Source organism: Commensalibacter communis (genome assembly GCF_947179105.1).
GTDB lineage: Bacteria > Pseudomonadota > Alphaproteobacteria > Acetobacterales > Acetobacteraceae > Commensalibacter > Commensalibacter communis.
The window spans coordinates 66269-92711 of record NZ_CAMXCK010000004.1; the positions used below are offsets into that span (position 1 = coordinate 66269).

At 36.3% G+C, this 26443-nt stretch carries 34 protein-coding genes; 19 read left to right on the plus strand and 15 right to left on the minus strand.

Translation table 11 applies throughout. The annotated features are described in order from the left end of the window. The first annotated feature begins 26 nt into the window (after positions 1–26). The 4 genes from exbB (at position 27) to PQG52_RS08270 (ending at position 2685) form a co-directional block, all read left to right on the plus strand. Positions 27–749 (plus strand): tonB-system energizer ExbB, encoded by a 723-nt coding sequence (gene exbB / locus PQG52_RS08255; protein WP_271789996.1) that lies wholly within the window; start codon positions 27–29, stop codon positions 747–749. Positions 750–752: 3 nt separating this feature from the next. Then, positions 753–1178 carry a TonB system transport protein ExbD gene (exbD, locus tag PQG52_RS08260; RefSeq protein WP_271828955.1) on the plus strand — a complete coding sequence of 142 codons (426 nt, stop codon included), beginning with the start codon at positions 753–755 and terminating at the stop codon, positions 1176–1178. Next, positions 1175–2035, plus strand: a complete 861-nt coding sequence (locus PQG52_RS08265) for an energy transducer TonB family protein (RefSeq protein WP_271828956.1) — start codon at positions 1175–1177, stop codon at positions 2033–2035. The genes exbD and PQG52_RS08265 overlap by 4 nt, the downstream gene beginning before the upstream one ends. Before the next feature lie 86 nt (positions 2036–2121). Continuing rightward, the gene (locus PQG52_RS08270) at positions 2122–2685 is read left to right on the plus strand and encodes a recombinase family protein (protein ID WP_271789999.1); all 564 of its coding nucleotides are present in this window, start codon (positions 2122–2124) and stop codon (positions 2683–2685) included. A 507-nt stretch (positions 2686–3192) separates the two neighbouring features. Here the strand turns inward: PQG52_RS08270 and PQG52_RS08275 are convergent. Next, positions 3193–3333: a hypothetical protein gene (locus PQG52_RS08275; RefSeq protein ID WP_271828958.1), complete on the minus strand. Its 141-nt coding sequence runs from the start codon at positions 3331–3333 to the stop codon at positions 3193–3195. Between the two features lie 107 nt (positions 3334–3440). On the opposite strand from PQG52_RS08275, the gene PQG52_RS08280 reads away from it, so the two are divergent. Then, positions 3441–4154 (plus strand): Eco47II family restriction endonuclease, encoded by a 714-nt coding sequence (locus PQG52_RS08280; RefSeq protein ID WP_271828959.1) that lies wholly within the window; start codon positions 3441–3443, stop codon positions 4152–4154. Here the strand turns inward: PQG52_RS08280 and dcm are convergent. The 5 genes from dcm to PQG52_RS08305 all read right to left on the minus strand — a co-directional run bounded on the left by dcm (position 4135) and on the right by PQG52_RS08305 (position 9777). Next, positions 4135–5376 carry a DNA (cytosine-5-)-methyltransferase gene (gene dcm, locus PQG52_RS08285; RefSeq protein WP_271828960.1) on the minus strand — a complete coding sequence of 414 codons (1242 nt, stop codon included), beginning with the start codon at positions 5374–5376 and terminating at the stop codon, positions 4135–4137. The genes PQG52_RS08280 and dcm overlap by 20 nt on opposite strands. A 141-nt stretch (positions 5377–5517) precedes the next feature. After that, on the minus strand, positions 5518–6879 hold the full coding sequence (locus PQG52_RS08290; protein ID WP_271790001.1) for a mechanosensitive ion channel family protein: 1362 nt from the start codon (positions 6877–6879) through the stop codon (positions 5518–5520). 154 nt (positions 6880–7033) lie between these two features. After that, positions 7034–8740, minus strand: coding sequence for an aminodeoxychorismate synthase component I (gene pabB, locus PQG52_RS08295; RefSeq protein WP_271828961.1), 1707 nt, complete (start codon positions 8738–8740; stop codon positions 7034–7036). An 83-nt stretch (positions 8741–8823) separates the two neighbouring features. After that, positions 8824–9276, minus strand: coding sequence for a 5-fold beta-flower protein (locus PQG52_RS08300; protein WP_271828962.1), 453 nt, complete (start codon positions 9274–9276; stop codon positions 8824–8826). Positions 9277–9354: 78 nt separating this feature from the next. Beyond that, positions 9355–9777: a 5-fold beta-flower protein gene (locus tag PQG52_RS08305; protein ID WP_271828963.1), complete on the minus strand. Its 423-nt coding sequence runs from the start codon at positions 9775–9777 to the stop codon at positions 9355–9357. A gap of 152 nt (positions 9778–9929) precedes the next feature. On the opposite strand from PQG52_RS08305, the gene PQG52_RS08310 reads away from it, so the two are divergent. Genes PQG52_RS08310 through PQG52_RS08325 form a run of 4 tightly spaced genes read left to right on the plus strand, consistent with a single transcriptional unit; the run spans position 9930 to position 11551 of the window. Next, the gene (locus PQG52_RS08310; RefSeq protein ID WP_271828964.1) at positions 9930–10403 is read left to right on the plus strand and encodes a hypothetical protein; all 474 of its coding nucleotides are present in this window, start codon (positions 9930–9932) and stop codon (positions 10401–10403) included. Positions 10404–10412: 9 nt separating this feature from the next. Next, positions 10413–10703, plus strand: a complete 291-nt coding sequence (locus PQG52_RS08315; RefSeq protein ID WP_271828965.1) for a hypothetical protein — start codon at positions 10413–10415, stop codon at positions 10701–10703. After that, complete coding sequence (locus tag PQG52_RS08320) at positions 10645–11022, plus strand: hypothetical protein (protein WP_271828967.1); 378 nt, start codon at positions 10645–10647, stop codon at positions 11020–11022. The genes PQG52_RS08315 and PQG52_RS08320 overlap by 59 nt, the downstream gene beginning before the upstream one ends. 46 nt (positions 11023–11068) lie before the next feature. After that, positions 11069–11551: a hypothetical protein gene (locus PQG52_RS08325; protein WP_271828969.1), complete on the plus strand. Its 483-nt coding sequence runs from the start codon at positions 11069–11071 to the stop codon at positions 11549–11551. 48 nt (positions 11552–11599) lie between these two features. On the opposite strand, the gene PQG52_RS08330 is transcribed toward PQG52_RS08325, so the two are convergent. Beyond that, positions 11600–12280: a TrmH family RNA methyltransferase gene (locus PQG52_RS08330; protein WP_271828971.1), complete on the minus strand. Its 681-nt coding sequence runs from the start codon at positions 12278–12280 to the stop codon at positions 11600–11602. A 128-nt stretch (positions 12281–12408) separates the two neighbouring features. Here PQG52_RS08330 and tyrS point away from each other — a divergent pair, with 128 nt between their 5' ends. Continuing rightward, positions 12409–13656: a tyrosine--tRNA ligase gene (gene tyrS / locus PQG52_RS08335; protein ID WP_271828973.1), complete on the plus strand. Its 1248-nt coding sequence runs from the start codon at positions 12409–12411 to the stop codon at positions 13654–13656. 27 nt (positions 13657–13683) lie between these two features. After that, positions 13684–13893, plus strand: a complete 210-nt coding sequence (locus PQG52_RS08340; protein WP_271801997.1) for a TOBE domain-containing protein — start codon at positions 13684–13686, stop codon at positions 13891–13893. Positions 13894–13997: 104 nt separating this feature from the next. Here the strand turns inward: PQG52_RS08340 and PQG52_RS08345 are convergent, their stop codons facing one another. After that, positions 13998–14300, minus strand: a complete 303-nt coding sequence (locus PQG52_RS08345) for a hypothetical protein (protein ID WP_271828974.1) — start codon at positions 14298–14300, stop codon at positions 13998–14000. A gap of 109 nt (positions 14301–14409) precedes the next feature. After that, positions 14410–15252, minus strand: a complete 843-nt coding sequence (locus PQG52_RS08350) for a squalene/phytoene synthase family protein (protein ID WP_271828975.1) — start codon at positions 15250–15252, stop codon at positions 14410–14412. 152 nt (positions 15253–15404) lie between these two features. On the opposite strand from PQG52_RS08350, the gene PQG52_RS08355 reads away from it, so the two are divergent. Then, entirely contained in the window at positions 15405–16010 is a 606-nt protein-coding gene (locus tag PQG52_RS08355; RefSeq protein ID WP_271828976.1) for a superoxide dismutase, read from the plus strand. A 44-nt stretch (positions 16011–16054) separates the two neighbouring features. On the opposite strand, the gene yajC is transcribed toward PQG52_RS08355, so the two are convergent. Continuing rightward, complete coding sequence (yajC, locus tag PQG52_RS08360) at positions 16055–16543, minus strand: preprotein translocase subunit YajC (RefSeq protein WP_340222231.1); 489 nt, start codon at positions 16541–16543, stop codon at positions 16055–16057. A 98-nt stretch (positions 16544–16641) separates the two neighbouring features. Between yajC and PQG52_RS08365 the strand changes: the two genes are divergently transcribed. From PQG52_RS08365 to PQG52_RS08395, 7 genes are all read left to right on the plus strand, one after another. Next, positions 16642–17496: an ATP-binding protein gene (locus PQG52_RS08365; protein ID WP_271828977.1), complete on the plus strand. Its 855-nt coding sequence runs from the start codon at positions 16642–16644 to the stop codon at positions 17494–17496. A 75-nt stretch (positions 17497–17571) separates the two neighbouring features. Beyond that, positions 17572–18093: a hypothetical protein gene (locus PQG52_RS08370; RefSeq protein WP_271828978.1), complete on the plus strand. Its 522-nt coding sequence runs from the start codon at positions 17572–17574 to the stop codon at positions 18091–18093. Between the two features lie 299 nt (positions 18094–18392). Further along, positions 18393–18992, plus strand: coding sequence for a phage neck terminator protein (locus PQG52_RS08375; RefSeq protein ID WP_271828979.1), 600 nt, complete (start codon positions 18393–18395; stop codon positions 18990–18992). 12 nt (positions 18993–19004) lie between these two features. Further along, the gene (locus PQG52_RS08380) at positions 19005–20069 is read left to right on the plus strand and encodes a DUF6973 domain-containing protein (protein ID WP_271828980.1); all 1065 of its coding nucleotides are present in this window, start codon (positions 19005–19007) and stop codon (positions 20067–20069) included. A 115-nt stretch (positions 20070–20184) separates the two neighbouring features. Next, the gene (locus PQG52_RS08385; protein ID WP_271828981.1) at positions 20185–20724 is read left to right on the plus strand and encodes a hypothetical protein; all 540 of its coding nucleotides are present in this window, start codon (positions 20185–20187) and stop codon (positions 20722–20724) included. A gap of 24 nt (positions 20725–20748) precedes the next feature. Continuing rightward, positions 20749–21429 (plus strand): hypothetical protein, encoded by a 681-nt coding sequence (locus PQG52_RS08390; protein WP_271828982.1) that lies wholly within the window; start codon positions 20749–20751, stop codon positions 21427–21429. A gap of 233 nt (positions 21430–21662) precedes the next feature. Further along, the gene (locus PQG52_RS08395; protein ID WP_271828983.1) at positions 21663–22235 is read left to right on the plus strand and encodes a hypothetical protein; all 573 of its coding nucleotides are present in this window, start codon (positions 21663–21665) and stop codon (positions 22233–22235) included. Between the two features lie 82 nt (positions 22236–22317). Here PQG52_RS08395 and serS read toward each other — a convergent pair whose 3' ends face one another. From serS to PQG52_RS08420, 5 genes are all read right to left on the minus strand, one after another. Further along, entirely contained in the window at positions 22318–23598 is a 1281-nt protein-coding gene (gene serS, locus PQG52_RS08400) for a serine--tRNA ligase (RefSeq protein ID WP_271828984.1), read from the minus strand. After that, the gene (gene tatC / locus PQG52_RS08405) at positions 23598–24392 is read right to left on the minus strand and encodes a twin-arginine translocase subunit TatC (protein ID WP_271828985.1); all 795 of its coding nucleotides are present in this window, start codon (positions 24390–24392) and stop codon (positions 23598–23600) included. Before tatC ends, serS begins: the two co-directional genes overlap by 1 nt. After that, positions 24383–24943 carry a Sec-independent protein translocase protein TatB gene (gene tatB, locus PQG52_RS08410; RefSeq protein ID WP_271828987.1) on the minus strand — a complete coding sequence of 187 codons (561 nt, stop codon included), beginning with the start codon at positions 24941–24943 and terminating at the stop codon, positions 24383–24385. The genes tatC and tatB overlap by 10 nt, the downstream gene beginning before the upstream one ends. A gap of 108 nt (positions 24944–25051) precedes the next feature. Continuing rightward, complete coding sequence (scpB, locus tag PQG52_RS08415; protein ID WP_271828988.1) at positions 25052–25618, minus strand: SMC-Scp complex subunit ScpB; 567 nt, start codon at positions 25616–25618, stop codon at positions 25052–25054. Further along, positions 25615–26436: a segregation and condensation protein A gene (locus PQG52_RS08420; RefSeq protein ID WP_271828989.1), complete on the minus strand. Its 822-nt coding sequence runs from the start codon at positions 26434–26436 to the stop codon at positions 25615–25617. Before PQG52_RS08420 ends, scpB begins: the two co-directional genes overlap by 4 nt. Between the last annotated feature and the right edge of the window lie 7 nt (positions 26437–26443).

Consider the following 26443-nt stretch of genomic DNA (forward strand, 5'->3'; position numbering starts at 1 on the left):
GGTTAATTTCTCAACGGAGATAGTTCATGACCCCAGCAGTTTCATTTTCACCATGGGCAATGTTTTTACAAGCGAATATCGTTGTCCAATCTGTCATGATTATTTTGCTATTTGGCTGCCTATTAAGTTGGACTATTTGTATTGCAAAATCTGTTGAGCTTTTTATAACCCATAAAAAACTGATGAAAGAGCAAATTGCTCTGCAAAAATCTGGGAAACTGGATCAAGATCAAGCCAGTAATAAAAAATGCATTGTTGGCGCAATGATTATGGCGGTATTGGATGAATATCAGTCTTCCAAAGGCATGACCCACGACATGACAGGGTTAAAAGAACGCATTGCGATGACTTTGGAACGTGTTGAAGCCTGCGAAGGTCGCCGTTTATTAAAAGGCACAGGATTGCTTGCTACAATAGGAGCAACCGCCCCCTTCATTGGGCTATTTGGTACGGTATGGGGCATTATGAATTCTTTTACAGGAATTGTTGCTGCCAAAGCAACCAGCTTGACCGTTGTTGCACCAGGAATTGCAGAGGCTTTATTAGCCACCGCCTTAGGGCTTGTAACCGCTATTCCGGCCGTTATTTTATATAATATTTTTTCACGTCATATCATGCATTGCCGCGCGCATATTGCTGATCTCAGCACCTTAATCATGCGCATTGTTTCCCGTGATGTCAGCCAAATGACCGCACAACAAGAAAAAGGGCAAGTGATTCAATTTGGTTTGCGTGCTGCGGGGGAATAAATCATGATTCGTATGCGTCATAATGATGAAACGCCCAGTGAAGTCAATGACATCAACGTCACTCCCTTTATTGACGTTGTGTTGGTCTTATTAATTATTTTTATGGTGGCTGCGCCACTAAGCACTGTTAATATTCCTGTGAACTTGCCTGGTTCAACCGAAAAAACGACCCCTGCCCCAACAAGCCCTATTTTTCTGACCATTAAAACAGATCAATCTTTGGCACTGGGGGAAGATAAGATTACCAAAGATCAACTGCCAGCAGCTTTGGCAACGGCAACCAAAGGTAATAAAAACGAACCTATTTTCCTAAGAGCTGATAAAAAAGTTGATTATGAAAGCCTTATTAATATTATGGACCAACTACGTTCGGCTGGGTATTTAAAAGTTGCTTTGGTTAATTTAGCCAAAGAAGGGGATACTCAATGAGTTCTTCTTTTTTTCAGTTGTCTTTGGGAATGAATAAACAAACAGAAAATTCTTTTGCGCAATGGCAAAAAAAACATGAACTTTATCAACAAAAGCAAGATCGCTTATTATGGGGTGGCGCATTAATTGGTACCTCTATTTTACTAGTGGGCATCGCATGGTTGACCTATCATATGCCCCACACAAAAACAATTGCGTTAAACGCAAATATGCCGCCTGCTATTACGCTCGATTTATCAACCGACTTTGTTCCCCCTGCGCCACCGCCAATGGCTGCACAACCAGAGCCACAACCTCTGGAAGAAGCAGCAGCACTTGATGCGCCCGTAGCCCCCTCGGCTGAAATTAACTTACCCAAAACCCAACAAGTCGAAAAAATAAAACCTGTTGAACAAAAAAAAATTATTAAACCACAACCGAAAATCGTGCATGCCCAAAAAGTAATGCCAACTCCTAGTCAAACCGTTAATAATACCCCTTCCGCCTCAAACGCACCTTCTTCCTCTGCGTCCAACAGCCCTGCGTCTAGCAATAATTCATCCTTTTCGTCTCATCAAAAATCATCGATGAGCCCAGCAACATGGCAAGGAAATGTTCTGGCAAAGTTGGAACGTTTAAAACGCTATCCCACTGATGCACAAAATGACAAACAAGAAGGCACCGCCACGATCAAAATCACCATTAACCGTCAAGGTCATGTTTTAGCCTCTAAACTAGCTAAGAGTTCTGGTTACTCGCTATTAGATAAAGAAGCTGTAGCACTTGCTTATCGTGCTGACCCTTTGCCTTCTGTGCCTGAAAGCATCAAGGGAAATAGTGTCACAATTACTGTTCCCGTTGAGTTTAATTTGAGTTAACTTGAATCGATAACCCATCATCTTGACTTCTAGTTATTTATAAGACAATTTCTGTCATAAATTAATTTATAGAAAGCACATGGTAAGTGGTAAAGATTGGATATGCTAGGGTATCAACTATAGACCAAGATACTTCTTTACAAATAAGCGCATTACAACAATTTGGTTGTGAGAAGATTTATCAAGATAAAGCCTCTGGCGCTAAAACAGATCGTCCTGAACTTTTAAATGCGATCTCTTATTTAAGGGAAGGCGACACCCTTGTCGTGTGGAAGCTTGATCGCTTAGGACGTTCTATCAATCATTTAATCCAAATTATCAATGATCTTGAAGAGCGTAACGTTGGTTTTAAATCTTTGACTGAAAATATTGATACCACGACCCCTGGTGGAAAGTTAGTTTTTCATTTATTTGGTGCATTAGCCCAATTTGAAAGAGATTTAATTAAAGAACGCACCAGAGCTGGATTAAAAGCCGCCAGAGACCAAGGGCGGATTGGTGGCAGACCTGTTGTGATGACGGATGAGAAGTTAAAAAAAGCCAAAGAATATTTACAAAAAGGACTTAATGTTCAAGAAGCTGCTGCAAGGATTAAAGTCAGTAAAACAACGCTTTACAAAGCATTAAATATCAAAAAGTCTTATGAATAAATAATCGTCGTGTTCTTCTGATGAATAAAACCTCTGGGTATGGGGTTATTTTCTCATCATTAATTCCTAATTCAACCCATAAACCTCAATCATCCATTTCATAATCTTTCGTCAAACGATATTCCGAGAAATGATCTGTTTGTAACTCTGGCAAAGAAATAACATTCTTTATATTTTTCTGGGTCAACTTATATCTTTTACAAAACTCGATTGAAAAAATGCCGCTTTGCTCTCATCACCATGTGAAAATTTTTCATGAATTAAAATATTTGCGCTTGAAGCAATTCTTAGAATTTTTTCATTGGTTCGCTCACTCGTGACTTTACATCGTTATTAATCTTTTGATTGCTGGTTCCCACATCGTTCGGCATGAAGATCCCATTTCTGGGGAGTAGTTTTTGATTATGAATAAATCATCTTGATCTTTATGATAAATAAAGCACTGATTGAGATACATTGAACGATGCAACTCATTACTACTTGTATTTCTGTATCCGTTTGATTTTCTTATAAATAATCACGAGCGTTAAGGACTAAAGCATCTAATAAATCTATATCAAATATTCCATATTCAAATAGCACATAGCAAAAAATCCCCTTAATCAGGTCATCTCTGTTATTTAATATTTCTTTTTTAATATCAATCATCGATATTTTATCCAAATTGGCTTTTCTCATTTTTTTAATATAGTAAATAATATATATTTATAACATTACGATACAAATAAAAACGTCTTTTTAAGTTAGAGTGAACTATGAACCAAACTCCTATTCTTCCTTTTATGAACGATAATGATTTCCTTGATATTATTAAATTAACATTTGATAAGGCTTTGGAAGCAAAAGTAAAGGCTGAAAACAATATTCATAAAAATGTTATTGATCCTTTTTTAATGATTTTTGAAATGAGTGGGTTTGAATTAAATGAAGAGCAGTGGTTAAAAAACGAAAAGACCAGACAAGCTCAAAAAACGCTTTCGAACCATATCGGGCTTTTTCATCAAAAATGTATTGGTGCAATAAATGGCTGGATAGATCTTGGTACCAAAGAAATCGTAGATGTTGTTCATCATGAAAAAAGAATAATCGCTGAAATAAAAAATAAATATAATACTGTAAAGCAATCAGATTTAATTGGCATATATTCAACTTTGGAAAATCTAGTTATGCCTAAAACGCAAAAATATAAAGGGTATACATCCTATTATGTTGAAATTATTCCTAGAAAACCACATCGTTTTAACGAATGCTTTATACCATCCAATAACAAAACAGGTGACCATCCACCTCGAAATGAACTAATTCGTAGAATTGATGGTGCATCTTTCTATGAATTAGTAACAAATGATAAGCAGGCACTTGCAAAAATTTACAATGTCATTCCAATAGCAATTCAAAGATTATACCCAAACCTTACAAAGATAGACACTACTCAGGTAAAACGATATTTTACTCGTGCTTATGGTTAAAATCGACTATTGTAAAATCTTGATTAGATAATTTATTTTGTAATGTTGCAATCAATGCTTTGCCAATATGATACGCTAAATTAACAGGGACGGCGTTACCTATTTGTTTATATTGTGCTGCCACTGATCCAGAAAATAACCAATCATCAGGAAAAGATTGTATCCTAGCATATTCTCTGACAGTTAATGGGCGAGTGTCAGATGGGTGACATCTTTCTGTTTGTTTTTGTGCAGGATTACATGTCAATGTTAACGAGGGTTCATCCCAAGACAATCGTCTTGCCATTCCAGTTTTTCCTCCACCCAAATAAAAACTTGCTCCCATATATTTTTTCTGAATATCTAACGGCAAACTACGCCAATATCCACCTTCAGGAACTAACTCCATAATGTCATATTTAATAGGTGTATATTTTTGACCTTCAGACTTTGGCACATCTTTTAAAGCTTCCCTTACACTCACTGTGTAATTTTTTTCATTTGGAAAAGCAACTTTACCGTGTAAATCTTTACGAATACCAATCATAACAAGACGTTCACGCTTCTGTGCCACATCAAAATATTGCGCTCTCAAAATTTTATAGGACACGTGATATCCTAACTCATCCAACACTTTTAGCATAGTTTGTAGGGTACGACCTTGATCGTGTTTTTCTAAACCTCGAACATTTTCACCAAGGATCATTTTAGGTTTAATTTCTTTAATCGCACGAGCATATTCGTAAAAAAGAGTGCCACGCACATCTTCAAAACCTAATTTTTTTCCAGCATAACTAAAAGCCTGACAAGGGAAGCCTCCTGCCACAATATCTGCTTTAATCGATCTAAAATCAACTTTTCCAACATCTTCACATTGAACATTCCAATGAGGTCTATTCACTTTAAGCGTTTGACAGGCTATTTTATCAAGTTCAATCAACTTTATACATCCTAAACCTGCATTTTCTAATCCCAATGCAAGACCACCCGCACCCGCAAATAATTCAAGCACATTATATTTGCTTTTTTCTTCACTTTTTAAAACTTTATAATTAAAACTACTTTTACCTGAAATTTTTTCTTTTAATAACTGGATATCTTGTTCGGAGAACACTCTATGACCCAAGGAAGAACGCGATATCTTAATCAATCCCTTTTTCTCCCAGCGTCTAATTGTATCTATAGATACCTCAAGCATAACACTTGCATCTGAAATTGATAAATCCCTTATTTGCTTCGGCATATTTCCTCTGGATGATAACCATTACATATGCAAAGGTTATATACCATATATTATTTTCGTCAAATCAATTCTAAAGAAAAACAGAAGCAGTATTTAATATTGCTTCTGTTTAAAAAGTTAAAGTTTTTTAATATACAGCTTCTAAGATTGACCATGTTGCAATGCAGGGGGTGCATCTTCGACCATATTAGTCTCTGGCCCTTGAAGCAGCCTTACTGTTGAACTGTTACCTGTTCCACTTTGTCCCGCACTAAGGAAGAATTCTGATAAAACAGAGTAAGAGTGATCAAAAATATCCGACTGAATAGCTTCATATTGCTTCCATACAACCGTATTACTAAAACAATAGATTTCTAATGGTATCGCTGTGAAGTCTGGTGCCATTTGGCGTACCATACAGGTCATATTACGATGCACGGAGGGATGATTTTTCAGATATTCTTCTAAATAGGCACGATATAACCCTAAATTTGTCAAGCGACGACCATTTAACAAAGAAATATCCAGATCATAGTTCTTTTCTTTGTTAAATTTATCAATTTCCTCTGCTCTTTCAAGAATATAAGGCTTTAACAAAGCACTATTAGAAAGTTTCTCTATTTCTTCTTTGGTCAAAAAACGGATAGAATTTGCATCAATCAAAATAGACCGCTTGATACGACGACCACCAGATTCTTGCATGGCGCGCCAGTTGATAAATGAATCTGATACCAGTGCATAAGTAGGAATCATTGTCATCGTATTATCAAAATTTTGAACTTTGACCGTTGTTAATCCAATATCAATGACAGTACCATCAGCACCATATTTTTCCATGGTTAACCAATCACCAATTCTTAACATTTTATTGGCAGATAACTGAATCCCAGCAGCCAAGCCCAGAATAGAATCTTTAAATACCAACATAATCACCGCAGCCATTGCCCCCAAACCGGTAATTAACTTCCACGGAGATTGATCGATGACGGCGGAAATCATCATAATAACGATAAATAAAGAAGCTAGTAATTTGATCCCTTGGAATATTCCCCCCAACGGTAAATTATTGGATATTCCCAACCGATTGGAAAGATGCAGCACAATATTGAAGAACGAGAAAATAGATAATAAAATATAAAGTAATATCCATAATTTCGTACAAATAATTAAAAAATATAGAATAGTAACATCATGCTGAACCCAAAAATTCGCCTGAGCCAGTAATACAATCCCTTGTATGACAAAAGCTAAACGATTGAAGAGTTGGTCTTCTGTTAGAACCTGTATCCAAACCCAAGAACTCTTCTTAGAAAAACTATATAAGCGTTTTAGAACTAATTTATGTAAAATAAAATGTAGAATAAAAGCTGTGATAATAATAATAGATACTGCCAAAATAAATAAGGTAATATCGTTTAATGGTATACCGACTTTATCCAGTAATCCTGCAAACCAATGCAACCAGTCCTGTTGCATTTCTTGCAAAACGCCTGATTCTCCTGATTTTACTTGTGTGTTAGGCATTCAAAATCCTTGTATCGTTTTATTTCAAAATCAACGCTATAATTAAAAATAAACACGAATTATCTCATATAAATTTTTAATAACCGTGTGTGCGATCACTATGAATATTCAATTTTCTTTGTAATTAGCATTATAAATATGGTGATAATTTGACTTATTCAGTCCAAACAACATCACGCCAGCCACGGACACTATTTATAAAAGCGATTTTACAATGAGCTTGAATATCTTTTTTATAAATAACCCGTTCCTTTATTTTACCTTGTTGTAACAAATATTGACGCATTGTGCCATTTAACAGCCCACTTTGTAAAGGGGGCGTAAACCAATTGCCTTGGTCATACCAGACAATATTTCCATTCACAAATTCTGTGACCTCATCCCGTTCATTGAATAATAATACTTCATGATCCAAAGTCACTTTGGGATAAAAATCTCTCTTAGTCGTTTTATGATATAAAAAAACATTCGTTGACTGCATGGCTTCCATTGACCAAGAGGCTAGTAAAGGTGCGGTTAAAGACGTGATTGCTTGGGCCTCGCATTCAAGATGCCCTTGTTTATCCAATAATAGACGAACTTTCCACTGCCCAGTGGGATGTTCTTCTTTTAAAACGCGTAACGTCTTTTCAGTCACTGTCTCATTCAATTTAAAATCAAAGTAAATTGCAGATTCTTCTAGACGCTGCAAATGCGCTTCATATAAGAAATAAGCCCCGTCTTCTAATAACAGAGATTCTAACAAATGTTCTGGAACTTTAGAATCATATAAAACCTGCATTTTATGTAAGACCTCCTTATACTCATCACGTGATGTTGAGTCCCACGTAATTCCGCCGCCAACGCCATAAGTTGCTTGTTGATTTTGAATGACCATCGTCCGAATAGGAACTGAAAAGATCGCTTTATCATCAGGTGTAATGACCCCTAATGCACCACAATAAATCCCTCTGGGGGATTTTTCCAATTCATGAATGATCTTCATTGTATTTACTTTGGGGGCACCCGTGATTGATCCACAAGGAAATAAAGCTGTAAAAATATCTGTTAAAGTCGTTTGCTGTTTTAATTGTGCTATGATCGTAGAAGTCAACTGCCAAACGGTGGGGTATTTTTCTGCATCAAACAAAGAGGTAACCGTGACAGTCCCTTGTTGTGCAATTTGCCCCAAATCATTTCTGAGTAAATCGGTAATCATCAAATTCTCAGCATGGTTTTTTTCGTTATGCAGAATTTGTTGATTTACCTGATCCTCACGATTATTCATCCCTCTGGACACAGTGCCTTTCATTGGTTTTGTACGAATGATCCCCTGATGCACTTCAAAAAAAAGTTCAGGTGACGCTGAAAGGATTTGAAAATCACCACTATCAATATAAGCACTATACCGAGATTGTTGAGCCTGTAATAAATGCAAATAAAAATGGTAAGGGTTTTGTTGAAATAATGCCTGCATTTGCAAAGTATAGTTTACTTGGTAGGTATCACCTTGGGCAATATGATCTTTTATTGATTGTATTGCTGCCTGATATTCCTCCCATGAACAATTTGGGTGCCATTGAGGATATGTAATCGCTTTTTTGGGCTGTGCTATATCATGAAAAACCGAAGCATCTACAGGATGATTGAAAATCCCAAACCATAATAAAGGCAAAGAACCCGCAGGATATGTTTTTAAATAAGGTTGAAACGCTGGGGCTGCTTCATAGCTTAAAAATCCAGCTGCGTAATAGCCTTGCTGAACGGCTTGTTCTATTTGTTGTAAACAAGGCAAGATTTCTGATAATAATCTCGTTTGAATGATTTGTGTTGGATGACTAAAAAAATAAGGGTGATCTGCAAAATCAAAACGAATTTTCATAAAAAAATGCCAACAATAGTAAAATAAAATACAAAAAATACTATAAGACCTATACCAAGCGGTAGGTCTTATACCCATTCTAACTATTGTGAAAATAAGCTACTTTCTGGCAAAAGCAAGAATAAAGCCGTTGGTTTGCGACTTTTATCAACTTGTCCGACTTTTACATTATTACTATTGTAAACTTCGCCATTTTTATCGACTTTTCCAAGTAACACATTGTAATCGGTAAAAATGTTACCTTTTTTATCAACATGACCCAGATTATCATTCTTGGCATTATAAGAATATCCATTCTTATAAATCCTACCTAGATTTCTGTTATTGCCATCAAAAATATTCCCATTTTTGTCAATTCTGGCAATGCAAACACCACTATTATTAAAAATATAGCCTCGCTTATCAACTTTAGTAATGGTTGTACCAACTTGATTGCTATTAGGAGCCGCTGGTGACACATAATTAGATTGAGCCAATACAGTATTACTCATTGTGAACCCGACCATTAAACAAGCAACTATATAAGAAATTTTCATTCGTTTATCCTTTACGATCATATTTTAAGCCATTCACTGTAAAAACAGCATAAATGCTTTATATAAAACAACCCATGATTATTTTAACAACGACAATCCTGTTTGTTTATGTTGTGGGTCGACATGACCTTGATAAGAACCTGAACTATTATAAACGTTTCCGCTGGAATCTATTCTGCCGCGATAGGTGCCAGAGCTATTATAAACATTTCCATTGGAATCTAGACGACCTTGATAAGAACCAGAGCTGTTATAAATCTGACCATTGGGATCAATCTTGCCACGATATGAACCTGAACTGTTATAAACATTCCCATCTGAATTCATACGCCCTTTATAAGCACCATTCTTATTATAGATTTGACCATTGGAATCCATACGCCCTTGGTATGAGCCGTTATTATTATAAACCGCCCCGTTATTTTGTGCATAACCAGACTGAACTAGTACAACTGATCCCATCACCAAGCCCCAAGAGAGTTGCCATATTTTTTTAATCATGATTGTCATCCTTGTCTTTATTTATAATTATTTCGATTTTTAACCTTATCAAACAATTTGCCATTTCGCGATGTTAAAAAGCTATTCTCATTTCTCATTAAAAGATGATATATCTATTCTTAATTTATATTTTAGCGGATCAAGAACGTCTTATGAAATCACTTTTTCACCCTTTCTATAGCTTTGGCTGTACGGTCGGTCTATTATTTGCAAGCTCTGCGGTTGCCCAAACTAGAGACAGCAACACGCATACAGAACAATGGCAAGTGCATACAACCAAAGACTATCAAACTTCGCCTCAAAACAGCCCTGTATATCATAAGACCCCCTCTCTGAAACCCGCCAAGAAGAATATCGATAACCCTTTGCGTCATAAAGGATGGCATACCGTTCCTGATCCTTATATTGAAGAAGGTGGTGTTTACACCAACAAGACACATCCTGCATCGACCCAACATGGCAAGATGTTGCATGACTATAGTGATGGCTCACCCAACAGCCATGCAGCCCCACCATCGACCGTTATGAACCCTTATCGCAAAGGAAATAGACAGCAAGCCGTTAAAATACAAAATCCTGTTCCTGGAAATGTTGCTCCTATAGCTTTACCTCCAGAAAAGGACTAATGTAAATAAATGCTGGGCAAAAAATATCGCTATTTATTTATGGCGTTGGATAAAATCACTAACCCAATTGCACTGGCAATAATCCAAGAGGATTTAAATGCGTTGGAAGCATTTTATGCTCAAGGTTGGAATATTAACGAACCTTTTTATCTGAATGAAACTTACAAAGAAGGTATCTATCCTATTAATCTAGCGTTCACTGGGGATGTGTATGAAAAAACCATTCGTTGGTTATTAGAAAATGGAATTGACTTTCAATCTATCCGAGGGCGCTCACCCATTATCTATGCTGGCTTTTAACATGCCAGAGGTTTTGATCGAGATTTTAGCAAGCAATCAAGAGCAACGTTATTTTACGTATCATGCCACAGAAGAATACCAAATTACAGAAATGAAATTTCACTCTTTAACCACCACTCATGTTTTTGAATGGAGAAAAAAACAATTTATTGATTTGCTTTGTTACATCAATGATTATGAAGCCGAAGGCATGTTGGTATGGAGTGTCAACCATAATAAACTCGCCAACATTGATTTCGAACATGAAGCATTCAAGATCTTATCCGTATGGAAAGAACCGCAGAAGCTTTTCAAAGTTTTGAATAAAATTTGGAAATGAAGATAATTGATAATAAGATCGATCATATTTAGATAAAGGTTTTAAGATGACAATAAAAAATATATTACTGGCGTTACCAATGCTGACATTACCATTAACGGCAATGGCTCAGAGTAATCCTGAAAAGTTACCAGGCAGTATTACAAATGCAGTTACTGATAAATTCGCCCCTATTGTGTGTCATCAAGGTCTAAAAAAAGCAATCGAAGAAGTTCAAAAATGCTATCAGAAAACACCTGCAAAATATCTACAAATTGAACATTGTATGGTTGCTGATGTCGCTGTGGTCATGATGACAAATGTTGATAATATAAACCGCAAAAAAAATAATATTCCTCCTCAATATACAACGTCGTATATTAACCCTAATCAATATGCTGAACGTGTAGAAAAATATCGTAAAATAATTCCAGAATATCAAAATTACGATCAACAAGATTTCCTGAAATATATAGGAGAAGGCATGAGATCTTTAATTAACAAACTAATGCTGATGAAACAAGATAAAACGATTCATTGTGTAGAGTAGAAAATTAAATATAATTTTATAATAACTCTGACCAGTATTGCCTTTTGTTTATTCAGGACTAATAACTTTTGGTAACGGTTCCTTACGTTTCACTCTTTGATTGCGTCTTTTATACATACTTTGATAAGCTCGTCGTTGTTTGGTGACTTCGTACAAAACAATACCAGAGCATGTTCCTAGATTAAGGCTTTCAATCATCCCAAACATCGGAACATTAATACAATAAGAGCTCCGCTCAATAGCACGCTCACTAATCCCACAGCTTTCAGTACCAAACCATACGGCAAGCTTATGATCGATAGTATAATCGCCCTCATCAAGGAGTATATTCGTCTTTCCTTTGATATGAGGCGATGTAACCGCTGAATTAAAACTATTTTTCTCTAAATGGTCGAAACATTGATCTGTATCATCAAATCTTTTTACAAATGTCCATTTTACCGCGGAAACAGAATAATCTGATAGCTTTTTTCTCTCTCTTAACTCTTGCCAATCCTCTGCAATATTTTTATTGGGATCGATAATATAAACTTTCTCTACTCCAAACGCATTGGCATTTCGAATAACACTGCCAATATTTTCAAGTAATTTAGGTCTTTCAATCACAGCAATCAGATTTTTACAGCGAAAAGGTTTGATTTTATCCGCACGTATACGAACGTTTTTCTTTTTATTTTCAACTGGTTTATCATGATTACTTTGGTCATGGTTTATATTGTCGTCCATCATATATTTTCCTTATTCTTGATTATCAATATATTCACAACCCCTTTAAAAAAGAGGATGACTTTTAAAATCGGTTCAATCATAATAAACAACCAATTATAGTATATTCGTTTTATTGAGATTAGATCAACATGCATAAAAGTCCATTCTTACAAGAAGCACAAGAACGTGGTTTTATTTTCCAAGCAACTGATATAGAGGCTTTGGATGAAATTATATTAAAAGGCCCCATCTCTGCCTATATTGGGTTTGACCCTACTGCGGACAGTTTGCATGTTGGATCATTAGTGCAATTGATGTTGTTGCGCTTGTTACAAAAACATGGACATCAAGTCGTTGCGTTGATTGGCGGTGGAACTGCACAAATTGGCGATCCTTCTTTCAGAGAAGAAGCCCGCAGCCTGATGACCCAAGAAACGATTGATCGTAACCTCGAAGGCATCGCCCAAAATATTCGCCAAGTAGTAAATATCCAAGAAGGCGGTAAAGATGCCATTATGGTCGATAATGCCGAATGGTTAAAGAAGCTCTCTTATATCGAATTATTACGTGATGTCGGTGTACATTTCTCTGTCAACAGAATGCTATCTTTTGATTCCGTTAAAAGCCGTTTGGATCGTGACCAAGGATTATCTTTCCTTGAATTTAACTATTCTATTTTGCAATCTTATGATTTCCGTGAATTGAACAAACGCTATGGAACAGTGCTGCAAATGGGTGGTTCTGACCAATGGGGCAATATTGTTTCTGGGGTTGATTTAGTACGCCGTATGGAAGGCAAACAAGTCTTTGGTTTAACCGCACCTTTATTGACCACCAGTTCTGGCGCGAAAATGGGTAAGACCGCCAAAGGTGCCGTGTGGTTAAATTCTGAAAAATGTTCTGTCTTTGATTTCTGGCAATTCTGGCGGAATACCGAAGACGCAGACGTGGGTAAATTCTTAAAGTTGTTCACCGATTTACCTGTGGCAGAATGTGAACGTTTGGCTGCACTTCCAGGTGCAGAAATTAACGAAGCCAAGAAAATTCTGGCAACCGAAGTCACCACGATTTGCCACAGTCGAGAAGCCGCAGAACAAGCCCAAAAAGCAGCCCAAGAAACGTTTGAGCAAGGTAAAGTCGCACAAACAGGGCTACCCGAAGTTACCTTATCCAAAAATGAACTTGCCGAAGGCATCCCTGCATTTCGGATTTTCGCTTTAAGTGGTTTAGCCACCAGTAATGCTGAAGCAAGACGCTTAATTCGTGGGGGTGGTGCCAAAGTCAACGATCAAAAAGTCGAAGATGAAGGTCAAGTCATCACGGTTAATAATTTACAAGCAAACAGCATTAAATTGTCTTCTGGGCGTAAAAATCATATGCTCATCAAGTTTAATTAATGCAATCATATTATAAAGGATCTCAAAGTGAAAATCAGTGCACGTAATATGTTAAAAGGCAAAATTGTTGGTATCAAAAAAGGTGCCACAACAGCCCATGTAAGCCTTGAGGTTAACGGTACTATTGTCATGGCATCCATTACCAACGATGCTGTTGACGAGTTAAAATTAACCGTTGGGATGGAAGCTGCTGCTATTGTAAAAGCATCGGATGTTCTGATCGCTGTAGAAGATTGATTATGACTGAAGCTGTGCAATCTATCCGTTATATTCTTTGAAAAGAAATGCCCTAATTCATATGTTAGGGCTTTTTAAATGGATAACTTTCTACAACCTATTTTTTACTTTTTAAAAAAACCATAAATAGATAAAGGCACCACGCTGAGTGCACAAATACAGCTTAGCAAAAAATAAAGTCCAGGATCATAATTAAACCCCGAAGAATGACCTCCACCAGAAGCAGAAGCCCCCGCAGCAATAATAGGCAGCATTCCGATACAAAATAAAATAAATCCTGCAACCATCAAAAAAAGCGTTAGTAATATAATTTTTTTATGGGGGCTAAAGAATAATCTGATAATCAATCCTATAAAAACCAATAAAAGAATTAATGGAATGCAGAGAAACAGATATGTTTCGAACATCACCCATTATCCTTTCCTTTTGGTTTGATGATAACAATCGTTTATCATAACGTATTTTCTAAACACGTCCAAGAATCATTCAATAGTCGTCGATGAATTATTGCAAACGCTATAAGGCAACTTTGCCTCTATAATTACTCCACAACACTGCCAGTTGGTCACCAGCCCCTCGTTTGTCAGGCAATTGATCCCAATGTTGGTATCTTTTTAAATCTCTTTTTGCCAAGACAACATGTAAAATAGCAGCTATTTTCTTGCGCCCTAATTTGCGAACCTCTTGCCCTGCTTGTAGATACTCTTTCGCTTTGGCAATCAAAATTCGCCGAATTGCATCAATTATTTCTGGTGTCGTGGGAATACCATCATCTGTGCGTTGTAGATGATATTCATCAATGATCTCTTGAGGCAACGGACACCGCCCTGAATGCAAAATCTTGGGCAAATATCGCGCGATCTTCGTTACTTCGCAAGCCATTCCCAAAGTCGCAATATGCTTTAATTGCTCGCTATCTTCTACGCCTAAAATTTGGGCAATCACTTCATGGACTTTTCCTGCTGATCGCATTAAAATAGATTCCCAATGGTGCCAATCTTTGATGCCATCCAGCTCTTCTTCTTTTGCTTCTATCATTTCCAGCAAAGCATTTGTTGGTAATAATTCTTTCGAGATCGATTCTTTAATGAAAGGAGCAATCTCGTGAGTTCGATCTTTTCCTTCAATCAACTCTCGCCACCATTGCAAGCGAATAAATCCCGCCATTGGCCCGGCAACTGACCAAGAAGATGGCAAAGAAACTGCACGTGTAACTTCATTATGAAACGCCAATAGTTGAAAAATAAGTTCTCTGTGATACAGTGGAGCAAATATAGTACAGTAGAAATAGTCTGGGTTATATTTTTGTACATAAATTGCACATACAGAAAGTAAAGAAGATGTGTCTGTTTTTGTCATAAAAACCTTATATAATATTTTTACTAAAAATAAAATTTAAACAAATTTATAATTTAACCTTTATAAATAATGCGATAAATTTTATATATAAAGAATAATAAGAACCAAAATGGTCTTATATAATCAAGAAACGATATAAAGGAACAAAATAAATGGCTTTTGAACTTGGAAAACTTCCTTATCCTGAAAATGCTTTATCTCGCGCTGGTATGAGCGAAGAAACATTGCAATTCCACCATGGCAAACATCACCAAACCTATGTCAACACATTAAATGATTTGGTTGCTGCTAATTCAGCGCTTCAAGGTAAAACCCTTGAAGAATTAATCGTTATGGCTGCAAAAGACGAAGCATTAACCCCCGTGTTAAACAATGCTGGTCAACATTATAACCACACCATGTTTTGGAATTCATTAAGCCCAACAGGCGGAAAAATGTCCGAAGCATTCGAAGCTCGTATCGTGAAAGATTTCGGTTCTGTTGATAATTTCAAAACAGAATTCAAAAAAGCTGCAACCACTCAATTTGGTTCAGGATGGGCTTGGTTAGTTCTTGATAAAAATGATAAATTAGTCATTACCAAAACCCCAAATGCAAAAAGCCCTCTTTCTGAAAGTCAAGGCAAAGCATTATTGGTTGCTGACGTATGGGAACATGCCTATTACATCGATTTCCGTAATCGTCGCCCAGATTTTATTGACAATTTCTTGAATAAATTGGCTAATTATGATTTTGCGGAACAACAATTAAACGCATAATCTAGTCCATAAAAAACCCGACTTTATGTCGGGTTTTCTTTTAATTATTTATCAGCTGTCTTATCGGTCACTTCTGACTTTTCCAGCTCAATGACTGGAGCAGGTTCCTCTGATTTAACTTCTGGTTTAACTTCTTTTTCTTTCTTCACCACAGGTTTGGCTTTTTTCACATTCTTATTGGCTTCGTTGGCTTGAATTGCTTTGCTTTCCAATACAGATGTAATCGTGCTGCGTAGGATTTTAACTCTGACATCATTGGATAGATCCACTTCCATTTCGTCAGAATCTTCTTGGTTTTTCACAACAGTCGCAATAATACCACCAGCAGTCAATACTTTATCGCCTCTGCGTAACGCCTTCATGCTTTCACGTTGTTGCTTGGCCTTTTTTTGCTGTGGACGAATAATCATAAAGTAAAAAATGAAAAAGATACCAATAAACGGCGCAAAGGTCATCAAGATATTACTACCACCGCCACCACCAGCAGCCTGCGCATGAGCCGCAGGAATCAGGATATCCATTAAATTCGTCATAAATTATTTCCTATTCTATCCACACTATGTATAATTATTTATCTTTATTTCATATTACATATAGCGTCAAACGCCTACTAAAATTTATTGGAAAAATCATGACAACGGATATTCTTCCCTTACTGGAACGCATTGCAACGGCTTTGGAGCAATTATCACCCCCAAAACCCCACATCGATAACGTTGAACAAGCCAATGCTTTTATTTGGACAGCACAGAAAAATACGTTAATCCCAGTCGATGAAGTCTCTTTTGTTCATTTTGAATTATTGCAAGGATTAGAGTATCAAAAAGCACTTTTATTAGAAAATACGCTGCATTTTGCCAAAAATCTATCCGCTAATAATGTCATGCTGTGGGGTGCCAGAGGCATGGGGAAATCTTCTTTAATTAAATCCGTGCATCAAGAAGTGAATCAGTTAACGGAAAACCAACATGATCCGGTTAAAATCATCGAAATCCCAAGGGATGATATTCATTCTTTACCAACTCTATTACAATTGTTAAAACCCCTTCCTCATCGTTTTATTGTGTTTTCTGATGATTTATCCTTTGAAAAAGAAGATCGCGATTACAAAGCGTTAAAATCCGTTCTGGATGGTGGAATTGCTGGTCGCCCTAAAAACGTATTATTTTACGCGACCAGTAATCGCCGTCATTTAATGCCACGCGATATGATAGAGAATGAAGTCAACTCCGCAATTAATCCTGCCGAAGCAGTTGAAGAAAAAGTGTCTTTATCTGATCGTTTTGGACTGTGGATCGGATTTCATAATTGCGACAAAACACTATATGACAATATCATTCGTGCCTATGCCAAAGAACGCAAATTAAATATCTCTGACGAGGAGTTAATCGCCCAAGGCAATGAATGGTCCGTCACCAGAGGTTCCAGAAACGGGCGTGTTGCGTGGCAGTTTATCGAAGATTTAACGGCTAAATTAGCTAGGTAAAAAATGATTATATTTTTTAAATCTGCAATTAAAGCTTTTTTTATTCTACTTCTTATATATATGGTCACTTCATTCTTGCAATACAGATCTCATACATCATTAACTCGACAATTTTATTCTTATTTTGCTCAACATTGTAAAGAACAAAACAAATGTATTGTAGAGTTACATAAAATCACTCCTTTCAAATGGGATCATGCTTATTTTTTTTCAACTAATGATCTGAATATCATTGATCAAATAATTGGGCAAAAAAAACGTTTTTATTCTAAAATATCATACAAAGATTCAAATGTAATTTTTATAAAAGATAATAAAATAGTTGCGTCTGGCATTATTGGTGCAATGAGCCAATATGAAAGTTCCGTAAAGTTAGTTAATATACCATTATACCCAGATTATTTTAATTCAAATCAAATAAAACAGAATAGAAATAATCAAATAATTTATTATCACCTACAACCAAATAATGATCAACTTTTTGTAAGCTATTCTCGTTATATCCCATCTGATCCACCTTATGAACATAGTATATTAACAGAATATACAATCCTTCGCTCAAATTCTAAACAAACTTACTTATATGAAAAACCGTAAAACATTGATTCTCACCCAACAATTAGCACTATTATTCATTTCAAATGAGCAAAATTATTCTTTTATTTCTTAGATTCTATATTATTTTAAAGTTTACTCTTCGACTTAAATTTATTGATAAAATTTGAGATAATAACTTATAAATTGGTCTTTTAGACCCTAAACCATTCCAAGCACAGCGTAGTCTGTGCTTTTTTTATTTTGGCATCCATAAAATTAAATATCGCCAGAACCCAACGCCATCGCTGCGTTCAAATGATTCAAATTACAATCTTATTTTAACATGAAAGAGACTCAAAATGAGTAAAAAGAAAACCCCTGCCCAAGTGTCAGCCAAAGCTCCAAACGATGGAGAATTCCCAGAGCTTAAGAATTTAAGCTATAAAGAAATGTATAATATCGTCGGGAAATTTATTCAAAAAGCCATTCCAATCAAAGGGGCAAAATTACAGATTATCAAGGGCTTGAATAATAGAGTAGCAACCCCGAAACCCCCTTATGTTGTTTTACAAATTATCGATGAAAATCAAATCTCAACCACAGAAACGCGTTATACAGATAAACATAAAATCCTATGGGCCCGATCAGAGATTACCATGAATATGTCCTTTGTTGGGGCAGGAAATATCGCGGCTTTACAAATGGCGAAATCCTTTGTTGTTCGATTTAACGATGCATGGGCAAGTGAGCAATTCGCACAATATAGCGATATTTTCTTTCCCCTTTATTGCAAAGATGTCAGAATTTCTAATTTCACCATTAATGCCGAGGATCAATATGATGATTCCTCCTCGGTCACAGCTTTCTTTGAATATCATCCAGAGTTTGGAGTATGTGAAGAGAGTGCTAAAGAAATCGTTATGAGTGTTTTGAATGCTGAAATAGACGATGAAGATTAAGAAAGGAATATCATGATGCCATCATGGGACAAAAACAATAAAATGAGCCATCGACAGTCTTGGGAAGGAGCACCTGATAAATTTTCTTCTGGAAATATGTGGAACTTTAAACAAGAAAAATGCGATAAAAACTATACAAATGAAATGAGGTTAGAAGCCAAAAAAAGAGGAGTATATATAGATACACACTGCTTAGAAAATGATAATCAAATTGACGATAGGTTTGTTGTAAAATACACTCCATATAATAATGTACACGCAAGAGAAGCATCATTATTCATAGCATATTCCATACAAATGATATTAATAGCAGGACAAACAGGACTGGGTATAAAAAATGCTAATGATACTTCTGCAATTGCTATACGTTTTGCTGAAGCTGGTGGTACAGGCATTGATAGAGGCGGTTTAGCTTTATCTTTCTATCAAAAATTTGATGAAAAATGGAATAAAAAAGAGAAAAAAATAGGATATACAAGTGAAACAAAAATAACAGAATCATGGCATGGTCCTATCGACGGAACACAAGTCAATGCTGCAAGACATGCATTATGGAATATGTTAAATATACACGCCGTTGGTTTTGATATAACTGGTAAGCTATCAGCCTTGGGTGTAGCAGCAACAAAATCGGCTGTAGATCTTCACGAGGCGAATCCAGATGCACTTAAAAACAAAAAATTTATTTTTGACCCAGACGATTATAAACAATCATCAAGTAATCCTAATCGAAAAGGATGTGATTCGAACAAAAAACCAGAAGAATGTGCTCTTATACAAGCAGATGAAACTGCAGACTTGTTAAATAATCAAATTGGACGTAATCTTGGTTTAAAATATCCGCAAGGGACATCAGCAAGAGATCTTGCTCTTGGTATGTTAGATCAATTTTATATTGATTGTTTATATACTATTCAAAAAATAGGAGGAAAATATCATGTTCTTAAGACCAGAATTACTAAAGAACAATATGATCATATGAAAAATGTCTATATTAATGAATTCGATGAATCAGGTAAAAAAACGAAAGAGCATTATACTTTTCCTCTCAACTGGAATGAAAATACAGTAATATGACAATATCTACATACAGTTCTCGTAAATTGACAAAAAAAAAATATTTTTATTTTTTCCGTGTATAGTCTGTATAGTAATAGCTATATTCTACCTATATGCATGGCTATTTCCATCGTTGGATGATCAACTATTTAAGGTTAGTAAAGAGAAGTGTGATTTGCAATCATCCTGTAAAGTTCATTTACATGAAATAACAAACTTCAAATGGGATAAAGCTTATTTTTTTTCATCCAACAACTATTACAGTAATCAAGATATAAAAAAAATTACAGGGATTTTCTTTGATCTACAAAAATATAAAACTATCAAGAATCAGGAATACAAAACTTTCGCTATGTTTATTTATCATGGCAAACTTGTAAAATATGGCTTTTTTGATCCATACCTTGAACCAGATTATCTAGACAGTCCTTCTAAAAGTCAATATTTTGATATGTTATTTTTTGTAGATTTACGCTCAAGTATATTTCAAGATAAAGGACACTTTGGAACAGTAATAAAATTCAAGAAAAATTTTCAAATAGCTTATTATGAATTAACCCCTACAAACGATTTATTATATATCAGTTTTTTTTCCCATGGAAGTTATTATAAAGGTTATACGACGGAAGCCTTAGCTCTTTGTTCAAATTTAAACCAAGTGCATTTAAGATAAGAAAGAATAAAAAGATTATTTATAGTGTCATTTAAATTAATAAAAAAATTAATACTACTGATTTACGCTGTTATAAAAATAATTTGTGTTGTTCTATTTATATTGATATGTATTATTTTAATTCCAGTTTTTCTATTCGTTTTATTCTTATTAGGTACATGGTTAACATCATTTATCCATCCTAGCCTAGAGCAACAATTATTTTCATCCATCGATAAAAAATGTTACCAAGAAAAAGCCTGTAAAATTCATTTACATGAAATTACATCATTTAAATGGGATAAAGCTTATTTTTTTAATTATAAAGGGCGCTATAGTAAGCAAGACATTAAAAAAATTACAGGCGTTACAGGTGATTTTAAACAAGATATGGAAACCTTGGTAATTTTCACTTATCAAGGTAATCTTGTCAAGTATGACCTTTTTCGTACAGCCTATGATTATTTTTTACCCCAATCAGGCACAATAAAAAGCTTTAATATTAATTTCGATACAAATAAAGATGAACTTCATCAATTACATTACTCAGGTAATTTAGGTGATTTCTCAGAAAATATTAGCATTCACTATTACCACGTTGACTTAGAAAATGACATTTTATATGCAGACTGTGATCTAGAAACTCAAAATAGAAATTCTATAAAAGCATGCTGGTTATCTTTTACTAATTTGGATCAAATCCATTTATACAATCCTAAAAAATAGTCCCCCCCCTTACCTCTGTCATCAAACAACAGGTAACGGGGAGTTTTTTAAATTCTAACGACCTATATCCAAACCATTAGCCAATAATCTTTTGGTACAGAGAAATATGTGGCGTTCCATAAACAAGCTATTAATGATAAACGGTATCAATGTGATATTATTTTAAGAAAACAAAATATAACATGTGATGCGAGAGACCTACCTAACTATAAAAGATAAAAGGAACAATATTCATGCTATATTTTATTAAAAAATCAAAAAAAATACTTGCAATATTATTAACTATACCCCTTTTGACAATTTACCACACTCAGGCTCAAAGCGTCACTGCAAACGATAATAATATACTAAGCCTATCAATGGAATGTCCAAATAATCCACAATGCATTTACTCAGGACAAGATCCATTCCTTCTGGATATCCTGATTACCAATAATTCTGATCAAAACATAGAAATTCCACTCGAAGCAATACGAGCTTACTTATCGGAGTCTTATTTAAAAGATATTCAGACAGGAGAACCTGTCGGTCCCGTTACTCCTCCAGGACTGCCTCTAACAGATTTATTAAAGAAATTAACTCTACTTCCAGCACATACATCACATGTGACCAGAGCCGAATTTTCTAAAAAAGGAATAAAAAAGGCATTTAAAAAGGCTCACTCTAACCGAATAGCATTTTATAAAAGTATAGTAACAAGTATACATTACCAAGGTTCAAAGGAACCGATAGGTTCATATGAAAATGGTAAATTTGAACGCAAATCATTTGTATTAGAAGCTGAAAAGGTGATTACAAAGAAATAGGTTAAAATCATACTAACTCATAATATAAAACCTCCCCTTACCTCTGTCATCATACAGCAGGTAACGGGGAGTTTTTTAAATTCTAGCCGATTTTATCGATACTACCCATATATGGACGCAACACTTCTGGCACGGTGATGCTGCCATCAGCGTTTTGGTAGTTTTCCATTACAGCAACCAACGCACGTCCCACCGCAACGCCTGAACCATTAAGGGTATGTACAAATTCAGGAGATACTTTTTTCCCTTCTTCAGCTTTTGGACGGAAGCGAGCATTCATACGACGGGCTTGAAAAGCTTTGGTATTTGAACAAGATGAAATCTCACGCCAAGCTTGCTGACCTGGCAACCAGACTTCTAAATCCCATGTTTTCGCTGCGCCAAATCCTGTATCGCCAGAGCAAAGCAAAATACGACGATAAGGTAATCCCAATCTTTCCAAGACTGTTTCTGCACAACGCGTCATCCGTTCATGCTCAGCTTCGCTTTCCTCTGGGGTGGTGACGCTCACCATTTCCACCTTATAGAATTGATGCTGACGAATTAACCCGCGTGTATCTTTGCCCGCAGCCCCTGCCTCACTTCTGAAACAGGCAGACACCGCAGTCCTGCGAATAGGAAGCTCTTCCACAGAAATCAATTCATCCGCTTGCATCGCCGTCAAAGGCACTTCCGCTGTTGGAATTAACCAACGATCATCCTTGGTGCAAAAGGATTGATCGCCAAATTTAGGTAATTTATCCGTGTTATACATGGTTTGTTCATTGACTAACAAAGGAACAATATGTTCGACATAACCATGCTCCTCAGTATGCAAATTCAACATAAACTGACTTAATGCACGATCTAAACGAGCCAATGACCCTTTTAAAATACTAAAGCGTGCGCCTGACAATTTAGAAGCCACCGTAAAATCCATCATCCCCAGCTTTTCACCAAGGTCAAAATGCTGTAACGGCGTAAATCCTAAATCCTTCGGTTCACCCCATTGATGAATTACAATATTCTCATTCTCATCCGCGCCCTCTGGCACTTCCTCTGCCAAACGATTAGGTAAGCTGGCAAGAATTTCAAAAATCTTGGCATCCAGCGCATCTGCTTTGGTTTGAATAGTTTCTAATTCTGTCCGCAAGGCGATTGCTTGTGCTTCTAATTCGGCACTATCTTGTTTATCGCGTTTTAATTGCCCAATTTGTTTGGATAAATTATTACGATCCGCTTGTTTAGTATGAAGCTCACTCAGTAAAGAACGGCGTTCCTCATCATATTTCAGCAACTCATCACTGACGGGAGGTAACCCTCGACGTGCTAAATCTTGATCAAAAGCCGTTGGGTCAGTACGCAGCGCACGAAAATCATGCATTATTCATCCTCCTCAGTTAATTTAGGCTCTACGAGACGAGCGGAAAAAATAGAAATTTCATATAATAAAATCAATGGTATCGCCAATGAAACTTGAGTAATCACATCTGGTGGTGTTAAAACCGCCGCAATAATAAACGCAATCACATACGCATATCGCCTAAATTTCTTCAGCTTTTGCGCCGTTACAAATCCAATTTTGGCCATCAATGTCAATAATACAGGTAGCTCAAACGCAATACCAAACGCCAGAATTAACCGTGTCACCAAACTTAAATATTCAGATACTTTGGCTTGTAGCTCAATATGCATGACATTGTCAGGCCCACCCACTTGGAAAGACAAAAAGAACTTCCAAGCCATCGGAAAAACAAAGAAATAAGCCAAAGCAGCACCCAATAAGAATAAAAAAGGCGTTGCAATTAAAAAAGGTGCAAAAACTCTTTTTTCGTTTTTATATAATCCTGGCGCAATATAAATCCATGCTTGGGTTGCAATCATCGGAAAAGATAAAAAAGTTGCACCAAAAAAAGCCACTTTGATATTCGTAAAAAAGGCTTCATACAAAGCCGTATAAATCATCTGTGGTTTTTGACCATCAGCTTTCATCGCAGCTTCTAAAGGATGGGCTAAGAATAAATATATTTCCTGAGAGAAATGATAACAAAATCCAAAAGTAATGAGTAACGTCGCAACACACCATACCAATCGACGACGCAACTCAACGAAATGCTCCATCAATGGCATGGCTTTATCGTTTAAGCTTTCTGTTTGTTCTTGATCGATCATGACCATCTCTGTTCTTTATATTTAGAAATATGGGGCGGTATCATTGCAGGGGATGGGGGTGCCGCACGCCTGACCTGTAATCGTTGGGCGATATGAGGCGGAAGAAAAGATGGTGCTGGGTCTTTGGCTTCCAACGCTTCATAATCAATCTCTTTTTCAACTTCCCATTCATTACTGGTATCATCAACCATTCCTGGAATAGGCTTGATTTCCCCTTGGGCGATTTCTGAATAATCTGTGGCTGGGGAACTCATCGCTGTTTGTGACAAAGGCGAATCTCGTAAATTACTTTGTAAAGACCCATCACGATCAATCGTATTTAAAATAGCAGTTTTGACATTTAAATTTCGTAATTGCAGTAATTGGTCTTTCGCCTCTTTTAAATCAGGATCTTTAATCACCTCATCCACTTGGCTATGAAATTCGCTGGCCATTTTTCGACATTTCTTTATCACATCGGACAGCCATTTCAATACTTTGGGAAAGTCTTTGGGGCCAATAAAAACCATGGCAACCACTCCAATCAAAAGGAGCTCTGCCCAGGAAAAACCAAACATTACTTTTTTTGTCCTTCCAATCCCTCGAATTCACAGCAACAAAACATCTATTCTATATTTCTTTCTATACGGGTTCTGACCAGAAAATCCAGATAAATTCGTGTATTCTTACGAAGTTTGATAGGGAATATCTGCAAACAGATCTTCTTTCTTGGGCAAATCTTGTAAACTATTTAACCCCAAATAACTTAAAAAATCCTGAGTAGTCCCCCATAAGATCGGACGACCTGGCACGGCTTTCGTCCCACAGGGTTTGATTAAAACACTTTCCAATAAACTGTCCAAGACATTTTGCCCTAAACTCACACCACGGATATTTTCGATTTCTGCACGCGTGCAAGGTTGATGATACGCGATAATCGCCAATGTTTCCATTGCTGCACGAGATAGACGTTTTGGTTTATTAATGACTTTAACCAAATAATGAGCTAATTCCTCGGCAGTTCTAAACTGCCATCCGCCTGCTATATTGTATAATCGAATGCCTTTATTCTGATATTCTTGTTGTAATTGCTCTAAAATTAATTGTAGTTCGTTACTTAATGCCGTCATATCTTCTGAGGATACAGCGTTTTTTGTCAACAGCTCGATCATTGATTTTTCAGAGACTGGGTTTTCCTGAGAAAAAATAAACGCCTCAAGCACTTCTTTGAACAATATTGGAATGACGGTCATTGCTTTATCTCTTCATCAGCTTTCTTCAATTGAATACGTCCAAATTGCTCTTTTTGATTTAATTGGATTTGACCATCTTTGGCCAACTCTAACCCTGCCAACAACGTGCCACTCCATGCAGCTTTTACCCGACGAGAGATCATATCAATCGTGATCCCAGGCTCTTGTAATGACGTATAGCTGGGTAAAAATGCGTCTAAAACATGCCAACCTGGAACGTCATTTTGCCCTAATAATCGTTTTAATCGGGATAACGCATCCCGAACCGTCCAAAAATTAAACGAGCGTATTCTCCATGATTTCTTTTTAGACTTTCGCCGCGCCACACCAACATATGCATTCATAAAACGCGAAATATCCAAAACGACCCCAGAAGAGTCAATTTCTGTATGATCTTCATAATAACCGCGAGTGAACACTTCGCTTCCCAACAAAGGTCGATCATTCATCCATCTCGCAACTTTGTTGATATGTTCCAATGCTTCTAAACGTTCTTGTAATAGATCAACAGCGTATTCGGTTTCTTCACCATCAATAGGCTTTTCTGGTAATAACAAGCAAGATTTTAACCAAGCTAACCATGCCGCCATCACAAGCCAATCCGCCGCCAGTTCCAGACGAATTTTACGTGCAGATTCAATAATTTCTAAATATTGTTCGACGAGTTGTAAAATGGAGATTTTGGACAGATCCACTTTTTGCGTACGAGCCAGCTGCAACAGCAAATCTAATGGCCCTTCAAATCCATCTAAATGCACAACAAAGGATTCGGTTTCCCCAATCCCTTGTTCCAACCCGATATCAATTAATTCTGACATCAAACGG